Annotated in this window: 18 protein-coding genes and 1 riboswitch; of the genes, 4 read left to right on the plus strand and 14 right to left on the minus strand. The window is 50.2% G+C overall.

The window, feature by feature from the left end; translation table 11 throughout:
• Nucleotides 1–13 precede the first annotated feature (13 nt).
• Together EJP77_RS17535 and EJP77_RS17540 are read left to right on the plus strand one after the other, a co-directional pair.
• Nucleotides 14–1594: a cobyric acid synthase gene (locus EJP77_RS17535; RefSeq protein WP_246021930.1), complete on the plus strand. Its 1581-nt coding sequence runs from the start codon at nucleotides 14–16 to the stop codon at nucleotides 1592–1594.
• A 149-nt stretch (nucleotides 1595–1743) separates the two neighbouring features.
• Nucleotides 1744–2454 (plus strand): queuosine precursor transporter, encoded by a 711-nt coding sequence (locus EJP77_RS17540; RefSeq protein ID WP_127200557.1) that lies wholly within the window; start codon nucleotides 1744–1746, stop codon nucleotides 2452–2454.
• A gap of 198 nt (nucleotides 2455–2652) precedes the next feature.
• Here the strand turns inward: EJP77_RS17540 and EJP77_RS17545 are convergent, their stop codons facing one another.
• Nucleotides 2653–3741, minus strand: a complete 1089-nt coding sequence (locus tag EJP77_RS17545; protein WP_127200558.1) for a M24 family metallopeptidase — start codon at nucleotides 3739–3741, stop codon at nucleotides 2653–2655.
• 14 nt (nucleotides 3742–3755) lie between these two features.
• A complete protein-coding gene (locus EJP77_RS17550; RefSeq protein WP_127200559.1) occupies nucleotides 3756–4247 on the minus strand; it encodes a DinB family protein in 492 nt (163 codons plus the stop codon).
• 168 nt (nucleotides 4248–4415) lie between these two features.
• On the opposite strand from EJP77_RS17550, the gene EJP77_RS17555 reads away from it, so the two are divergent.
• Nucleotides 4416–4637 carry a hypothetical protein gene (locus tag EJP77_RS17555; RefSeq protein WP_127200560.1) on the plus strand — a complete coding sequence of 74 codons (222 nt, stop codon included), beginning with the start codon at nucleotides 4416–4418 and terminating at the stop codon, nucleotides 4635–4637.
• Between the two features lie 113 nt (nucleotides 4638–4750).
• Here EJP77_RS17555 and EJP77_RS17560 read toward each other — a convergent pair whose 3' ends face one another.
• The 12 genes from EJP77_RS17560 to EJP77_RS17610 form a co-directional block, all read right to left on the minus strand.
• Nucleotides 4751–5734: a 2-hydroxyacid dehydrogenase gene (locus EJP77_RS17560; protein WP_127200561.1), complete on the minus strand. Its 984-nt coding sequence runs from the start codon at nucleotides 5732–5734 to the stop codon at nucleotides 4751–4753.
• A gap of 104 nt (nucleotides 5735–5838) precedes the next feature.
• Nucleotides 5839–6336 (minus strand): preQ(1) synthase, encoded by a 498-nt coding sequence (gene queF / locus EJP77_RS17565; RefSeq protein ID WP_127200562.1) that lies wholly within the window; start codon nucleotides 6334–6336, stop codon nucleotides 5839–5841.
• A 30-nt stretch (nucleotides 6337–6366) separates the two neighbouring features.
• Nucleotides 6367–7122 (minus strand): 7-carboxy-7-deazaguanine synthase QueE, encoded by a 756-nt coding sequence (gene queE, locus EJP77_RS17570; RefSeq protein ID WP_281278501.1) that lies wholly within the window; start codon nucleotides 7120–7122, stop codon nucleotides 6367–6369.
• Nucleotides 7115–7609, minus strand: coding sequence for a 6-carboxytetrahydropterin synthase QueD (queD, locus tag EJP77_RS17575; RefSeq protein WP_127200563.1), 495 nt, complete (start codon nucleotides 7607–7609; stop codon nucleotides 7115–7117). The genes queE and queD overlap by 8 nt, the downstream gene beginning before the upstream one ends.
• Nucleotides 7606–8274 (minus strand): 7-cyano-7-deazaguanine synthase QueC, encoded by a 669-nt coding sequence (gene queC / locus EJP77_RS17580; RefSeq protein WP_127200564.1) that lies wholly within the window; start codon nucleotides 8272–8274, stop codon nucleotides 7606–7608. Before queC ends, queD begins: the two co-directional genes overlap by 4 nt.
• 91 nt (nucleotides 8275–8365) lie before the next feature.
• Nucleotides 8366–8409, minus strand: a riboswitch (PreQ1 riboswitch).
• A gap of 154 nt (nucleotides 8410–8563) precedes the next feature.
• On the minus strand, nucleotides 8564–10288 hold the full coding sequence (locus EJP77_RS17585) for a proline--tRNA ligase (protein WP_127200565.1): 1725 nt from the start codon (nucleotides 10286–10288) through the stop codon (nucleotides 8564–8566).
• 86 nt (nucleotides 10289–10374) lie between these two features.
• Complete coding sequence (locus EJP77_RS17590) at nucleotides 10375–10533, minus strand: hypothetical protein (RefSeq protein ID WP_221886022.1); 159 nt, start codon at nucleotides 10531–10533, stop codon at nucleotides 10375–10377.
• A 63-nt stretch (nucleotides 10534–10596) separates the two neighbouring features.
• Nucleotides 10597–10725: a hypothetical protein gene (locus EJP77_RS21025; protein WP_281278502.1), complete on the minus strand. Its 129-nt coding sequence runs from the start codon at nucleotides 10723–10725 to the stop codon at nucleotides 10597–10599.
• A 103-nt stretch (nucleotides 10726–10828) separates the two neighbouring features.
• Nucleotides 10829–11578: a CPBP family intramembrane glutamic endopeptidase gene (locus tag EJP77_RS17595; protein ID WP_127200567.1), complete on the minus strand. Its 750-nt coding sequence runs from the start codon at nucleotides 11576–11578 to the stop codon at nucleotides 10829–10831.
• Nucleotides 11559–12104 (minus strand): PadR family transcriptional regulator, encoded by a 546-nt coding sequence (locus EJP77_RS17600; RefSeq protein ID WP_127200568.1) that lies wholly within the window; start codon nucleotides 12102–12104, stop codon nucleotides 11559–11561. The genes EJP77_RS17595 and EJP77_RS17600 overlap by 20 nt, the downstream gene beginning before the upstream one ends.
• 136 nt (nucleotides 12105–12240) lie before the next feature.
• Complete coding sequence (speD, locus tag EJP77_RS17605; RefSeq protein ID WP_127200569.1) at nucleotides 12241–13059, minus strand: adenosylmethionine decarboxylase; 819 nt, start codon at nucleotides 13057–13059, stop codon at nucleotides 12241–12243.
• A gap of 267 nt (nucleotides 13060–13326) precedes the next feature.
• On the minus strand, nucleotides 13327–14262 hold the full coding sequence (locus EJP77_RS17610; protein WP_127200570.1) for an RluA family pseudouridine synthase: 936 nt from the start codon (nucleotides 14260–14262) through the stop codon (nucleotides 13327–13329).
• A 201-nt stretch (nucleotides 14263–14463) separates the two neighbouring features.
• Here EJP77_RS17610 and recQ point away from each other — a divergent pair, with 201 nt between their 5' ends.
• Nucleotides 14464–16335, plus strand: coding sequence for a DNA helicase RecQ (gene recQ / locus EJP77_RS17615; RefSeq protein WP_127200571.1), 1872 nt, complete (start codon nucleotides 14464–14466; stop codon nucleotides 16333–16335).
• Nucleotides 16336–16352 lie beyond the last annotated feature (17 nt).

Consider the following 16352-nt stretch of genomic DNA (forward strand, 5'->3'; position numbering starts at 1 on the left):
GGGAGGTCAGACTATGAAAGAACAATCGGACCCCCAAGGTGCTGTTTTGATGATTCAAGGAACGGCTTCCGATGTGGGGAAAAGCATCATTACTACGGCGTTATGCCGTATTTTTAGGCAGGATGGTCTCCGCACGGCTCCCTTCAAGTCTCAGAATATGGCGCTGAACTCCTATGTGACAGAGGACGGCTTGGAGATCGGCAGAGCCCAGGGGGTTCAAGCTGAGGCCTGCGGAATTCAGGCCACGACCGATATGAACCCCATTCTGATCAAGCCGACCGGGGATATGCATTCCCAGATCGTCGTCCATGGCAAGCCGCTGGCCCATATGAGTGCAGCAGCTTATCGGGAGGATTTTCTGCCGGAGGCTAAGCGGACGGTGATGGAAGCATTGGGACGCTTGCGCTCTTCCTACGAGGTTGTCCTTATGGAGGGGGCGGGAAGCCCTGCGGAGATCAATCTTAAGGATCGAGATATCGTGAATATGAATCTGGCAGGATGGGCGGATGCGCAGGTCCTGCTTGTTGCTGATATTGACCGGGGCGGGGTATTCGCTTTCCTGGTAGGCACTCTCGAACTGCTGACTTCCGAGGAGCGTGCGAGGGTCAAGGGGTTTATTATTAACAAGTTCCGAGGTGATCCGGCACTCCTTCAGCCTGGGCTGGATTGGCTGGAAGAGAGAACCGGGATCCCTGTTCTCGGTGTTCTTCCCCATATTCCGGATTTAAATATTGAAGCAGAGGATTCGGTTGTGCTGGATAGCTGCTCCGGTATTGGAATCGTTGGCGGGATAGATATCGCCGTGATTAGGTACCCGAGAATTTCGAATTTTACGGATTTTGATACCTTAGCCGCCGAAGTGGACGTTTCCCTGCGCTATGTATCCAAGGCGTCTGAATTGGGTAATCCTGATGTCATCATTCTTCCAGGTACCAAGGATACGCTTGGTGACCTTTCTTACCTTCGAGAGCAGGGATTGGATCAGGCGATTCATGCAGCCATGCGACAGCCGGGGACGCGGCTCGTGGGGATATGTGGAGGTTATCAAATGCTGGGCAGACAGCTGACAGACCCTGACGCTTATGATTCAGGACGGGCAGGCCACGCTGCCGGACTTGACTGGCTGCCGATGACAACCGTGTTCCTGCCTGAGAAGAAGACGGTTCGTGTTGCTGGAACCCTGCTTGAAGATCATCCGGTCCCTCTTCATGCCATGCCTTCGATCGTCCAGATTCAAGGCTACGAAATACATATGGGCCAAACTGTCTGGATTGAAGGCTGCACGCCTAAGCCGTTATTCGAACTTTCCAGTATCCATCATGATCCTGAGCACAAATGGCAGGAGGGAGCTGCAAGCGAAGACGGCCGGGTGATGGGAACGTACCTCCATGGCGTGTTCGATAATGATGTGTGGCGCCGAGGCTGGCTGAACGGAGTGAGGGTGGACAAGGGGCTTGAGCCAATACATGACACTTTCTCGGCGGCAGACCGCAAGGAACAGGCTTTCAACCGCCTGGCCTCAATTACGCGCGAGCATCTGGATATGAGCCGGATTTATGAGATTGCAGGTTTAACAGATCGGGGAGCCGGCTAATAGTTCAAATACCACTCTGGATAAAAAAGGTAGCCATGCTCCCGAGGCCTGTGTTAGAGTAGTACTTGCTGTGCCTGAGTTAATTGGAACTTAAGACAGCCGCGGTTCGTAACCATCCCGCGTAACCAAAACTAGGAAGGAAGAGGACAATGTTTAATTTTAGCTGGGGCGCGCTTTTCGTTCTTGTGAATTTCACGTTCCTGTTGATGTGCTACAAGTTTTTTGGTAAAAAGGGGCTGTATGCCTGGATTGGGGTTGCGACTGTCATCGCCAACATTCAGGTAGCCAAAACGATTGATATGTTCGGTATTGTCATGACACTGGGGAACACAATGTATGTAAGTCTTTATTTGACAAGCGATCTGCTGAATGAGAAGTTTGGACGCGAGGAAGCGCGCAAAGCGGTCTGGTTCGGCTTCTTCACACTGATTATGACGACCGTCATTATGCAGATGGTGCTGGTCTTTGAACCTCAACCCGGTGATATTGCGCAGCCGGCTATGGAGACGATCTTCGGGCTTCTGCCCAGACTTGCGATCGGTAGTCTGACTGCCTACTTCATCAGTCAATTCCTGGATGTCCGTCTGTATGCCTGGATTAGGAAGTTCTATCCGAAACGGAATCAGCTGTGGATCCGGAATAACGGAAGCACGATGATCAGCTCATTTGTAGATACATTGATTTTTTGCACCATTGCTTTTGCGGGTCCCATGTACAGTCTATCCGACTGGCTGGAAATCCTGTTCACAACCTATGTCGCCAAGTTCGTACTGACCGCTGTCGGTACTCCATTCTTATATATCGCCCGGAATTTCAGGCACGAGGAAGACGAAGCTTCGCTTCTTCCATCCAGACAGTAACACACAGAAGTAGGCTGAATCGTACAGTCATTCTACATGAAGAAATCTCGCTCTATTAGAATCGGTTGGGGAACTTCCATTCTAACAAGGCGAGATTTCTTTTGCTTTTTTGGAAATTGAAGGTTGATCCATTATGAAGCAGTTCGAATGATTCTGAAGCAGCGTCAGCAGCCGCACTCCACGGGTTGGAATGCCAGCCTACTCAAGGATGGTGAGCGTCTTGGGGAAAGAGGTTAGAACCTCTACGCCATCCGCTGTCACCACAATATCATCCTCAATCCGGACTCCGCCAACACCCGCTACGTAGATTCCGGGTTCGACGGTGAATACATTGCCTTCTTGCAGAAGGGCTTGGTTCTGCCCGTGAATGGAAGGATACTCATGTACATCGATTCCCAGCCCATGTCCGAGACGGTGCATGAAATATTCGCCGTAACCCGCCTGTTCAATGACGCTGCGCGCAGCGAGATCTATGGACGCAAAGGATGCGCCCGGCTTGATGGAACGTATGGCCTGTTCATTGGCTTCAAGCACTGTATTATATATTCGGGTAAGCTCAGAAGAGGGTTCTCCGAAGGCAAAGGTCCGGGTAATGTCCGAGGCATATCCATCTGCATAAACGCCGATATCGTACATAAGCAGGTCGCCGTACTGCAGCTTTCTCGTTCCAGGCACGCCATGGGGAAGAGCCGTCTTCTCGCCCGTAAGTACCATGGAGTCGAAAGAAGGGCCGTCAGCCCCCAGTCTTCTGATCTGGTACTCAACTTCGGCTACGAGTTCATTCTCCGTAACCCCTTCCTTTACTTTGGACAAGCCTTCCTGCAGCACTTGCTCAATCAAAGCTACGGCATGCTTTATCTTGGCAATTTCATCTGCGGATTTGCGGACTCTCATGTCCTGAAGCCAAGGGCCGATATCCCGGTACCGTGCGAAGGTAAGGTGTTCCTGAAGCGACTCGAAACGGGCCAGCGAGAGGTGATTCTTTTCCAGAGCAATCGTTCCTGCAGACCCTTTCAGTGCCTGATTCAGAACAAGATAGGGGTTATCGGTATCGGTATGCGTATAAATAAGGTCAATATCAGAACCAGCGCGTGCAGCCTCTTCATCAAGAGCGGGAACGATCAGGAAGGGCTCTTCACCCAGAGTTATAGCGGCAGCAAGGAACCGTTCATGAGGATTGCTAAGAAATCTGGTCAAATAATAGACATGCTTGGGGTCGGTAATTAGGAGCGTATGTACCCCGTTCTCTTGCATTTGGTGTTCGAGTAGAGACCATTTCGTGTTCATAGCAGTACTTCCTTTCAAATATGAGAGATTAGAGCCTGTTTGATTTCCCGTATCTGCTCCAAATGGCGCTGTTCATGCAGGCCTACGAATTCCTCCCACTGCTTCAGATCCATAAGTCCAAATACCGGATGGGGAAAAGACAGCTGTGTAAGCTGCTCATCGCTACGTCCTTCGTACACCCGGATGAACGAAGCTCGTGACTGTTCCAGCTGATCCTTCAACTGCTCGAGGGACTTTGGTTCTTCAGTTGGAACCATATGAGGAGGGGCTTCGATACGGCGGGTTCGGTCAAGAGTCAAGTGAAAGGGCTTGGCACTCGTTGGAGCAGCCTGCCCCTGCTTCAGGGTTACACCAACCTGGTGAGCAATCCCGCGCTCCATCAGGTATAGATGATCAAGTATTTGGGCGATACTCCATTGTCCAGGGTTAAGGTGGGCGTTAAGCTGCTGATTATCCAAATCCTCTACAAACTCAAATATTTGCTGTCTGATTCGCTGATTATGCACGACCCGGTACGCCTCCTTTTGTAAATCATCATATTGTGATCATATCAGAACTCGCAAAGGATAAAAAATAATAATCATACAGTATACAGGATACGCTGCTGCTGCCCATGTTTAAATTTGCCGAGATTACGGTATAAAGGAGGTATCAAAGGATAAGAGGTGAGAAGCATGGAGGATCGCGGTAAAGTACAACAAGGGCCTTCTGGCATGGATAATCCGGAGCAGTATGAGACCGATCAGGAAAGCTTGTTTGACAAGTTCGAAAGTGAGCTGAATGTCGATTCGATCCCGGTGGAGGATTTGAATGAGGAAGTCAAGGAAGAGCGGAACAAAGAAGAAACCAAACATACTTCGTCTACTCAAAAGAAATATAAAGTGGACTTTGAGTAACGAGGTCCTGAATATATGGCAAAGACTCCGTCATCATCAGATTGACGGAGTCTTTGTGCTGCAATTAGGTTAGGAACACTAATGAAACTATGCGCAGCAGCATCTGCAAACAGTTAATCACAGAGCTCTTTAATAAGTCCCGCCGGGGTTCCGCCTTGCAGGACGCTCACCATATGCTCCGCGGCACGCATGGCCATGTCCAGGCGTGTCTTCTCTGTGGATGATCCAATATGGGGGAGCAGGACCACATTCGGCAAGGACAGGAGCGGATTATCCGGGTGGACGGGCTCCTTATCGAACACATCAAGTCCGGCTCCATAAATGGTCTTGTTCTGTAGTGCTCGAATGAGCGCTTCCTCATCCACCGTCTGTCCGCGTGAGGCGTTAACGAAGATAGCCGTCTCCTTCATCTTGGCGAATTCAGACTCTCCGATCATGTGACGGGTCTCGTCGGTGAGCGGAGTCATAAGCACAATGAAGTCGGATTGCTCCAGCAGCTCCTCCATGGTGACGTATACGGCATCATATTCTTGCTCAGCCTGCTCATTACGATTACGGTTGTGATACAGAATATCCATGCCGAATCCGAATTTGCCTCTGCGTGCAACGGCTCGGCCGATGCTTCCCATGCCTATGATGCCAAGCGTCTTGTGATGGACATCCAGTCCGAACAGACTTTCATTATCTCCGCGCTTCCAGCTGCCTTCCCGCACGTAGTTGTCCAATTCAGGGACACGCCGTGCGACAGACAGCATCATAGCCATAATGAGGTCAGCTACGGTGTCATTGAGCACATCGGGTGTGTTAGTGCCCTTAATTCCCCGCTGCTTCATCGCATCGAGATCAAAATTGTTATAGCCGACACTCATCGTACTCACCACCTTGAGGTGGGGAGCATGATCAAGCAGCTCGGCGTCAATCCTGCCGCCTGCGGTCAGCAGACCTTCCACATCCGCGATGTGCCCGGCCAGCTGTTCGGGAGTCAGGGGCTTCTCACCTTCCCATTTGCTGTATGTGCAGTGCTTGCCAACATACTCCTCCACTTCCGGTGGAACGGGTCTGGCTATGAATACTTTCGGTTTGGTTATGGTCATCATGAGGACTCCTCTCCGTTCGGGTTGTAGGCAGTTCTAACCTTTACTACTCATATTACCCTAAAAAGAGTCCCTCTGATAATAAGCCGCCCGCAGCCAGCCGGATCTTAACGGTTATCGATCTTCTCCGGATACATATCGTGGTTCATCATCCGGTGGTCGGCCATTTGTTCATACTTCGTGCCCGGCCGGCCATAATTGCAGTAAGGGTCAATGGAGATGCCGCCGCGAGGTGTGAATTTGCCCCAGACTTCAATATACTTAGGATCCATAAGTTTAATTAGATCGTTCATAATGATATTCATGCAATCTTCATGGAAATCACCGTGGTTGCGGAAGCTGAACAGATACAACTTCAGCGACTTGCTCTCTACCATCTTGATATCAGGAATGTAGCTGATATGCAGAGTTGCGAAATCAGGCTGGCCGGTAATCGGGCACAGGCTGGTGAACTCCGGAAAGTTGAATTTTACGAAATAATCACGATAGGCATGCTTGTTCTCGAAGCTTTCCAGAACTTCTGGGGCGTATTGGAACACATATTTGGTTCCTTGATTGCCCAGCAGGGTCAGGTCCTGCATCTCACTTGGTTGTCTTCCGCTCATAGTTTGATTGTCCTCCGATATCTATATTAATTAGACCCCGCGCTTGTTCCCCCATACGAGGGTATGCAGCTGAGGCAGTACGCGAACGTTGTTCAGCTCTTCAGATTGCATAACAGCATCAATCAGCTGTTCATATTGAGTAAGCAGATAGGAAGCATGAGCATCGGTATCCATCCGCTGTACATCGGGATTCCCGACCTGCAGGAACATGACCGCATCAGGATAACGAGCGTGTACCTTTGTGGCATAGGCCAAGTCTTCCTCATCAAAAATAACGACTTTCAGGCTGTAAGCATAACCCTGCGGTCTCGCCGCAAGCTTGAATACAATCTCATCAAGTTTGCCCCAATCGGTGGTCATTCCTGAACTTGGCGGCTTCGGAGAGAGGGTAACTTCATCAATCTCATGCAGCCAATCCTGCCAGCGTGAACCTTGAGTCTCCACCGCAATACGGATCCCCTGTGCCTTAAGCAGAGAGACAAGTGATCCAAGCTGCGGCAGCAGGGCAGGGTTCCCTCCAGACAGAGTCACGTGGGAGAAGCGGCTTCCGCCGATGAGCTTCAGTTCCTCCCATATTTGCTCCGCGCTCATGGGCTGAATCAGATCCTTGGCACTGCCATCCCAGGTAAAAGCAGAATCGCACCACGAGCAGCGGTAGTCACAGCCCGCGGTACGAACGAACATGGTTTTCTGTCCGATGACCATGCCTTCGCCTTGAACGGTCGGACCGAAGATTTCGAGTACAGGAATGCCGGGAGCCGCTTTGACCTCAGCTGAATTATTCACCGGTCATCCACTCCCGTCTAACCTCGGCGTAGCTGGTCGGAGTCTCATACAGCCTGATGAACTCAGTACGTCCATCACAGATTAGGGACTTATACTCATCAGACAACAGAGCTTCTTCCATTTGTTCATACAGCCATACGACCATATTCTCTGCGGTTGTGTTCATTGGCGGCAGGGTCTCGTTCAAGTAGCGGTGATCCAGATAAGTCTCTATCCGGGTTTTCCATATTTCTTTGATCAGCCCGAAATCAGCCGTAATCCCGGTATCATCCGGCCGTGCACTGATTCCGATGACAGCTTTATAGGTATGGCCGTGCAGATTCTTGCACTTGCCTTCATATGCGTGTAGATGATGCGCGGCATCAAATGTAAATTCCTTGCTCACCAGAACTCTACGGTTGTGGTAACGGAGCTCGCTGGCCTTAATATCAACCTCAAACTGCTGGAGCTTTTCTACGATGCGAAATTCACCTGGTGTTCGGCTCATGAGCGATCTCCTTCCTTACGGGACTGCAGGAATTTATCCAATCCGGCTTGTCTGAGCTTGCAGGCAGGGCATTCTCCGCAGCCGTGTCCAATCACGCCGTTATAGCAGGTCAGCGTCTTCTCGCGTACGAAGTCGAACGCGCCGAGCTCATCCGCAAGCGCCCAGGTCTCAGCTTTATCCAGCCACATAAGCGGGGTGTGGATCACAAAGTTATAGTCCATCGCGAGATTGAGTGTAACATTCAGCGATTTGACAAAAGTATCGCGGCAGTCCGGATAACCGCTGAAATCGGTCTCGCAGACACCGGTGATCAGGTGTCTTGCCCCGGCTGTCTTGGCTAGTACAGCTGCAAAGCTGAGGAACAAATGATTGCGGCCTTCCACAAAGGTGCTTGGCAGGCTGCCCTCTTCCTGGGTAATCTCGATATCATCACGTGTAAGAGCATTCGGGGCCAGCTGGTTCAGCAGGCTCATATCAAGCACGGTATTCTTGACTCCTAGCTCGTCGGCAATCTGCTTGGCGCATTCGATCTCCAGGCTGTGACGCTGACCGTAGTTGAAGGTAACCGTCTCGACCTCGGCAAAATGCTTCAATGCCCAGAACAGGCAGGTCGTGCTGTCTTGCCCGCCGCTGAATACGACGACAGCTTTTTCATTTTTAAGCATAAAAAAACCTCTCTATCTTCTAAAGTGTGGAAGAGAGAGAGTTCTTGAACTGGCATCGCAAAAAAACAAGCCCTGTCAAATTGCGGATAAGGCTAGCTTAGTTTTTTATAGAGGGAGTTCGCGAACCTCTCCCATGCGCCTTGGCACATGGACTTTCTTCAGTTAAACGCAGGATGCGCTGAACTATTATAACACAATTTAGCTGCAGGAGAGGAAGAAAGTTATGGCTATATAAATTCAAAAAAAGGAATGACCGGGCAATCCGGCCATTCCTTGATGCAGCAGCGAGTTACTTCAACTGATGCTCCGTTATTCTCGACAATGCAGCTTCTAATTCCAGCACTTCCGCCTCCGCCTTGTGTCTTTCTTTCCACTCCACCTGTCTGTCCTTGGCCAGCTTGCCAATGACGATGCGGATCGGAATCCCGATCAGGTCCGAGTCCTTGAATTTGACACCGGGCCGCTCGTCCCGGTCATCCAGTAAGACCTCTATACCTTGGCTTGTGAGCTTCTCGTAGAGCTCATCTGCCAGGCCCATTTGGGTCTCATCCTTGATGGAGAGCGGTACGATATGGACCTGGTAAGGTGCCAGGGAGGCAGGCCATAAGATTCCATTCTGGTCGTGATGCTGCTCGGCCACAGCCGAGAGAATACGGGAGACGCCGATGCCATAACAGCCCATGATGAGGTTTTGCTCCTGACCCGAGGCGTCAGAGTACACAGCCCCGAGCGCCTCGCTGTACTTCGTTCCCAGCTTGAAGACATGGCCAACCTCGATTCCGCGCACTAGATTCATCTCGCTTCCACAATGCGGGCATGGGTCGCCTAGGGTCACATTCCTCAGATCCAGCACCGTATCCAAGGCAAAATCGATACCAGGGCGGACACCGCTCAGATGATAATCGGATTGGTTCGCCCCGGTTATGCCCGTATCCATCAAGCCGACCTCTTGGTCAACAAGCAGGGGGATGGAAAGTCCTACCGGACCCGCGAAGCCAACTTCAGCGCCTGTCACCTGCAGGACTGTGGCTGCATCAGCAAGCTGAACCGTTTCAGCACCGGTATGGTTCTTCAGCTTGATTTCATTCACTTCATGATCACCTCGAACAAGGACAGCCACCGGATTGCCGTCCATGAGATAGATCAGCGTCTTGATGAAATTGCCCGCTTCCTGCTCTGTGAAGGTAACAAGCTCATCAATAGAGTGGACTCCGGGCGTAGCGAGCAGGTGAGGGGCAGGCAGATTCGCTCTGCGGCTTATCCGGGTCCCCAGGTGCTCAGGCTGATAAGAAGTCTGATATTCCGCTTTCTCCAGATTGGCGGCATAGTCCCCTACAGGGCATACGGCGATCGTATCCTCGCCGATCTCCGCTAGAGCCATGAACTCATGAGTCTCTCCCTCGCCTCCGATAGCCCCGGCATCCGCCTGAACCGACCTGAAGTCAAGCCCGCATCTTGTGAAAATACGGGTGTAGGCTGCATGCATGGACCAGTAGCTGGTATCCAGTCCGTTCCAGTCAGTATCGAAGGAATAAGCGTCCTTCATCAGAAATTCTCTTCCCCGGAGCAGACCGAAGCGAGGCCGTCGCTCATCCCGGAATTTAGTCTGGATCTGGTAGAGGGTCATCGGCAGCTGCCGGTAAGAGTTTATCTCATCCTTCATCAGGGAAGTAATAACCTCTTCATGAGTAGGGCCAAGGGCGAACTCCCTGCCATGACGATCCTCCAGACGGACAAGCTCAGGTCCGTAGACCTCATATCTGCCCGATTGTCTCCACAGCTCCGCAGGCTGCATGGCAGGCATAAGCAGTTCCTGCGCATCCGTCAAATTCATTTCCTCCCGAACGATGGCTGCTGCCTTCTGCAGGACACGCCATCCGAGGGGCAGGTAGGTATACACTCCTGAAGCCAACTGACGGATATATCCGCCGCGCAGCAGTAGACGGTGGCTCTGCGTCTCGGCATCCGCAGGAGCTTCTCTTAGTGTAGGTATCAGCATGCGGCTTTGTCTCATTCATCTCATCCTTTCTCGAAAGTATTCTAGGAACAAAAAAGAGCGCTATTCGTCAAGGGACGAATGCGCTCGTGGTACCACCCTAATTAGATCAGCATGCTGCTAGGCTGATTCTTAGCCTGATAACGGGGTTCACCGGCAGCGGTTTGCCGCTGCAGCTTCCAAGGTAGGGAGTCCTCGAATCGTGCCGGGAAGCCTTTCAGCCCAAGGGTTTCCTCTCTATACGGCCGGTGTCCGAAGCTCATGATCTTGGTCAATGCTGATGCTATATAAGCCACTTGAAATTTTAACATTGATTAGGGTTGTAATTACGGAGAATGCTTGGACTTCCGGCCGCTGTTGTCTCCAGATTTCTTGATGTATACCGTTCTTTGCGGTTGAAATCCGGAGACAAAGGCGGTCGCGTTCGCTCCTACAGTTCCAAGCTTCCCCTCCATTACGCCTTCCTGTATGTTATTTTTTAAGTGCTTTATATTTAATATTTCCAATTAAATTACAACAAATTTGGCTCCAGGTCAATCTCTGGCTGCTGTTTCTGGATTAACTGGCTAGGGCGGACTGGATAGGAACCCGTCTCAAAGTTAAGATCAACCATATGGCCTGTAGGGCTAATACTGCTATGACAACAAGAGTTCCATACCAGACCGAGTCACTAGGGCTCATAAATTGAATTAGATTATGTATAAAGTGGAAGGTGATTAAGGGAAGGATATTGTTATTCATGATGATTAATAAAGCCAGGACAAGTCCAACGAGCAGGGCATATACAATCTGCAGAATCGTCTCAAATAAATTTTGACCAGACAGGGCATTTAATATGTGCGTGACTCCGAACAGGATGCTGGAAGTTACGACAGCGGTGGTGACCCCTTTGGCAAGCAGAGTCCGAAGAATTAAGCCGCGGTAGATGGTCTCCTCGACAAAACCAACCAGCAGAGTAAACCCGATAAAGTACAGCAAAGTTGAAGCTGATGTGGACTTAAAGCCATTCATGCAGTTAATGCCGAGGACCAGCACAAGCGGCAGATAATAGATCCAGTTCCGGGACGGTATGTTCCTAAGCGACTCAAAGCCTAGAGCTTTCCATTTTCCTCTTATCGTCAGATACACAATCAGCACGAGAGCGAAAGGGATGAAAGAGATAACCACAGGTGCGGTATAATCCAGCTGTTTGATTTGTGCGTAAGCCCCCGCTGCGAACATGGCAATAAGCAGAAGTGCTTCAATAATAACTACGGCCAGCACAGGCCTCCTTGCTGAAAAGCTTCTTTTATTCGGAGATGTTGTCATGATTCAGATCATTCCTCTCTTTAATATCGTTAATCCATTGTTCCTTCATGTTCAGATACCGCAGCCCATACTTAAGCATGGATACCCGGTAGTAATGATCCTCCGGATTCTCCACCTCCTGCAGCTCTTTCGATACGATGTCCTGGACCGCCTCCAGACGTTTAAGCTGCTGATGAAGTCCTGAATGATATTCAGCAAGGCGCTCCTCCCGAGTAGCTGGATCCAGATAATCGTAGAAAAAAATTTTCAGCAGCGGTTCACCACGAAATACCTGCAGTGGCTCTGCCAGCCATAGAAGAAATTGGCGCTTGCCTTCAGGGAGCAGAGTGGCGATCTTCTTGTTCTTCGCATCTTCGGTATCGGTAATGGACACCCAGCCTTTCTCAGCCAGCCTCTTTAGGGCCGGATACAGACTTCCGAAGCTGGCTTTATAGAAGAGACCTACCGTGCTGTCGATCGTCTTCTTGATCTCGTAGCCGTTCATCGGCCGCTCAATAAGCAGTCCTAATATTACGTATTCCAGCAAATGAACACCCTTCTCTCCATGTATCTACTCGATATATCTATTTGATACATTTATCATAATTGATTTCAATATTTTGTCAACACAAAAAAGAGAGGATTGATGAACAATCCTCTCCAGTTCAGAACACAGGCTCGTCTCAGAGGGAGCCGCGTTTCATATTTTTTCCATAATAGATTTCATCCATTTCGATCTTGAGCCGGTCTGTGATCGAAGCCTGCTCTTCTGGGCTGAGCTTTTCCTTCGTATAGCCGAACAGGTAGTTGTCCAAATCGAAGGCTTTGAGTTTGCACTTGGTGTGGAATATATTCTCTTGATACACGTTAACATCGATCATGTCATACAGCTTCTTATCCTTGTCGGGGATGTAATTCTGGATGGAGCTGATGTCGTGATCAATGAATAGCTTGCGTCCGTTGATATCGCGGGTGAAGCCGCGAACCCGGTAATCCATTGTCATCATATCCGGCTCAAAAGAGTGGATCAGGAAGTTAAGGGCTTTGAGCGGCGAGATCTCCCCGCACGTAGATACATCAATATCTGCGCGAAACGTACAGATGCCTTCATCTGGATGAGACTCCGGGTAAGTATGAACGGTGATATGGCTTTTGTCGAGATGCATGACCACATGATCGGGAAGAGGTCCGGGGGTTTCATCGAAGGTCTCGGTGTTCATCTCGGCAACGGGTCCTTCGGATACGAGCATCGTCACACTGGCGCCTTGGGGAATGTAGTCCTGTTTGGCAATGTTTAATACATTAGCTCCAATGATGTCAGACACAGATTTTAATATGGCGGTAAGACGGTCAGCGTTATACTGCTCATCCACATACTCAATGTAAGCATCGCGTTCCTCGGTGGTTTTAGTATAGCAAATATCATACATATTGAAGCTGAGCGATTTCGTCAGATTATTGAATCCATGCAGTTGTATGGCTTGCTCGGGGGTTAATTTCATGGGTCATGTCTCCTTAAGTCACCATAATAAATAAATTATTACCTGATCTCATTTGTCCTAGTCTTTTATTGTTTTACCCGAAAGTTACTCATCGCTAACAAGTAAGCAGGAACCGTGCGGGCTATGCTGGGACAGCAGCCCAAAAAAGTCTGCTGGCGGCGCCTGCAGACTGAGGTTTTTTTAGAGGGAGATTTCCAGTTTTCATGCCGGGTCTGGGTCCATCCATACTTCTCGCGATGATCTCCACCATATTCTGGGCTTGTCCGGTTATTTGGAAGATCCCGCTCTGAACGGCTTAAGGAATACCTTGGGAATATCGGTCTCAAAGCGCATCATAGCCCCTGTTGTCGGATGCTCAAATGCGAGAATTCGGGCATGAAGCCCCAATCTGCCGATTTCTTTGCTCTTGGAGCCGTACTTCTTGTCACCGGCCACCGGATGCCCGATATCCTGCATATGAACGCGTATTTGATTTTTGCGTCCTGTTTCGAGATGAACCTCGAGGAGGCTGAAGAATTTATTGGACTCCATTTTTTTGTAATGAGTGACTGCATGTTGACCATCATTGGGATAAGGGCTGGAGTACATTTTGAGCGTGCTGCTTTCCTTCAGCCAAGAGGTAATCGTGCCTTCCTGTTTTTTCACTTCGCCATCTACAAGTGCAACGTAGGATCGCTCTTTAACAATATCCTGCCATGAATTTTGAAGGATTTGCTGCACTTTCTCACTCTTTGCAAAAAGCATGACACCCGAGGTGTCCCGGTCCAGCCGGTGGACAATAAAGATCCGTTGATTGGGGTTCTCGGTTCTTACATGACTCATAAGCTGGCGGTAAGCCGTGATCTCATTCTCTTGCCCTGCCGAGACGGATAACAGTCCATGTTCCTTCTGGATCACAACGATATCCTCATCCTCAAAAAGTATCGTCATACCGATCAGCGGTGGAGCTGAGGTTACCTTCTCCTGATGTATGGACACCAGATAGCCGGGTTCAAGCTCATAGTTGTAGGCGGTAGTCGGCTGGCTGTTCACCGTAACCTGGCCCCGAGCCAGTATAGATTTTACAGAATTTCGGCTCAGCTGGCTCAGAGTATCTAATAGAAAAGGGAGCAGCTGGGTGGACTCTTTCACCGTGTAAATCTTCGGCTTGGCCGGGCTGCTTACTTTGGTCGTGCGATTCGTGGTATAGTTCTTCTTCTTCAATGTTCATGCCTCCTGGTAATCCGTGCTAATAGTGTCTCATATCTAGACCGATGATACCCTTATTTCGACGTCCGGGTCAATGTACTGAGCGGTTGCCCAATCGTACAAACCCCGTTACACTATATGGAATGGAGCTTAAAGAAACGTCAGTTCTTGCTCCATTCCATAGATGGAATGAACAAGAGTAAGGAGATTTCTTACATGAATACTGAAATTTATACTATAGAACAAGCACAGGAAGTGCTTCAGAAGTATTATGGATATCCGGACTTCCGTGAAGGGCAGAAGAAGATCGTAGAGAGCCTCCTGCAAGGAGAGGACACGCTTGGAATTATGCCTACCGGAGGGGGTAAATCAATATGTTACCAAATCCCCGCGCTGCTGCTGCCGGGTCTTACCCTGGTGGTGTCTCCGCTGATCTCTCTAATGAAGGATCAGGTCGATGCTCTGACCACGATGGGAATTTCCGCCGCTTATATCAACAGTACGTTAAGTGGAAAAGAAGTAAATGATCGCATCCGTGCAGCAGGGCGGGGCGAACTCAAGCTCTTATATGTAGCTCCAGAACGCCTTGAGCTGGACTGGTTCCAGAACGAAATGGCCGACCTGTCTATTTCATGCGTCGCGGTCGATGAAGCTCACTGCGTGTCCCAATGGGGACATGATTTCCGGACAAGCTATCTGTCGGTTGCTCCTTTTGTCTCATCTCTGCCGCATCGTCCTATTCTGGCCGCCTTTACGGCCACGGCGACTCTGGAGGTTATGGATGATATGCTGCGGCTGCTTCGGCTCAAGGATCCCGCTGTATTCGTTACGGGTCTTGGCCGTGATAATCTGGCCATGTCCGTTCTGCGCGGGGAGAATAAGCGCGAATATGTCATGAATTATACGGCTGCCCATTCGGCCGAGCCCGGGATTATCTATGCGGCGACCCGGAAGGAGGTCGACGATCTCTATGAGCGGCTTCGCCAAGCTGGAATTCAGGCGGGAAGATATCACGCCGGCCTGTCCGATCAGGAAAGAGCCGACAATCAGGAAGCTTTTCTATATGACGATATCCGGGTGATGGTCGCTACCAATGCGTTCGGGATGGGGATCGATAAATCCAACGTACGGTACGTAATTCACTATAATATGCCGAAAAATATGGAGGCTTATGTTCAGGAGGCAGGCCGCGCAGGGCGGGACGGCGAACCGAGTGAATGTATTCTTTTATTCAGCGCCCAGGACATCATGACCCAGAAATTTCTGATTGAGCAGAATCCCCAAGAGGGGGACCGGAAGCGTAATGACTACCGGAAGCTGCAGCAGATGATTGAATATTGCTATTCCAATCGCTGTCTCAGGTTCGCCATGCTGGAGTATTTCGGGGAAGAGCATGATCAGAAGCCGTGCGGAATCTGCAGCTCCTGCCGGGATGAGAGGGAGCTCACCGATATGACGAGAGACGCCCAGGTGATCTTCTCGTGTATTTACCGGATGCGGGAGCGCTTTGGCGTATCGATGGTGGCCTCAGTGCTTAAAGGCTCACAGAACAAGAAAGTGCTCCAGTACGGGTTCGACAGTCTGCCTACCTATGGGATGATGCGGACAAGAACCGAGAAGGAAATTTCGGAATTGATTAACACCTTTGTTGCGGATGGTTATCTAAGCTTGTCTGAGGGCCAGTACCCCGTTGTGCGTCTCCAGCCCGTAGCTGCTGATGTTCTTAAAGGAAACCATCAGGTGATGATGCGTGCGCCGCTGCCTTCTGCTTCAACAGCAACCTCCGGCAGCTCCCGCCGCAGAGGGCCGTCTTATGATACAAGCCCGTCGGCGGTGAATGAGACCGTGTTCGAACAGCTTCGGCTTATTCGCCGTGACCTGGCCGAACGGGAGAGAGTGCCATCCTACATTATTTTCAACGATGCCACGCTGCGCGAGATGAGTGTGGTCTGCCCGCAGTCAGAAGCGGCAATGCTGAAGATAAAAGGTGTAGGTGAATTGAAATACAAGAAATACGGCCAGCCGTTCTTGGATTTCTTCCAGAACCAGGGCGGCGTACCGGATAACGATAATGACGATTATTTTTGAATAAATTGTTTGTGCAA

The sequence above is a fragment of the Paenibacillus zeisoli genome, assembly GCF_003994465.1.
Taxonomy (GTDB): Bacteria; Bacillota; Bacilli; order Paenibacillales; family Paenibacillaceae; genus Fontibacillus; species Fontibacillus zeisoli.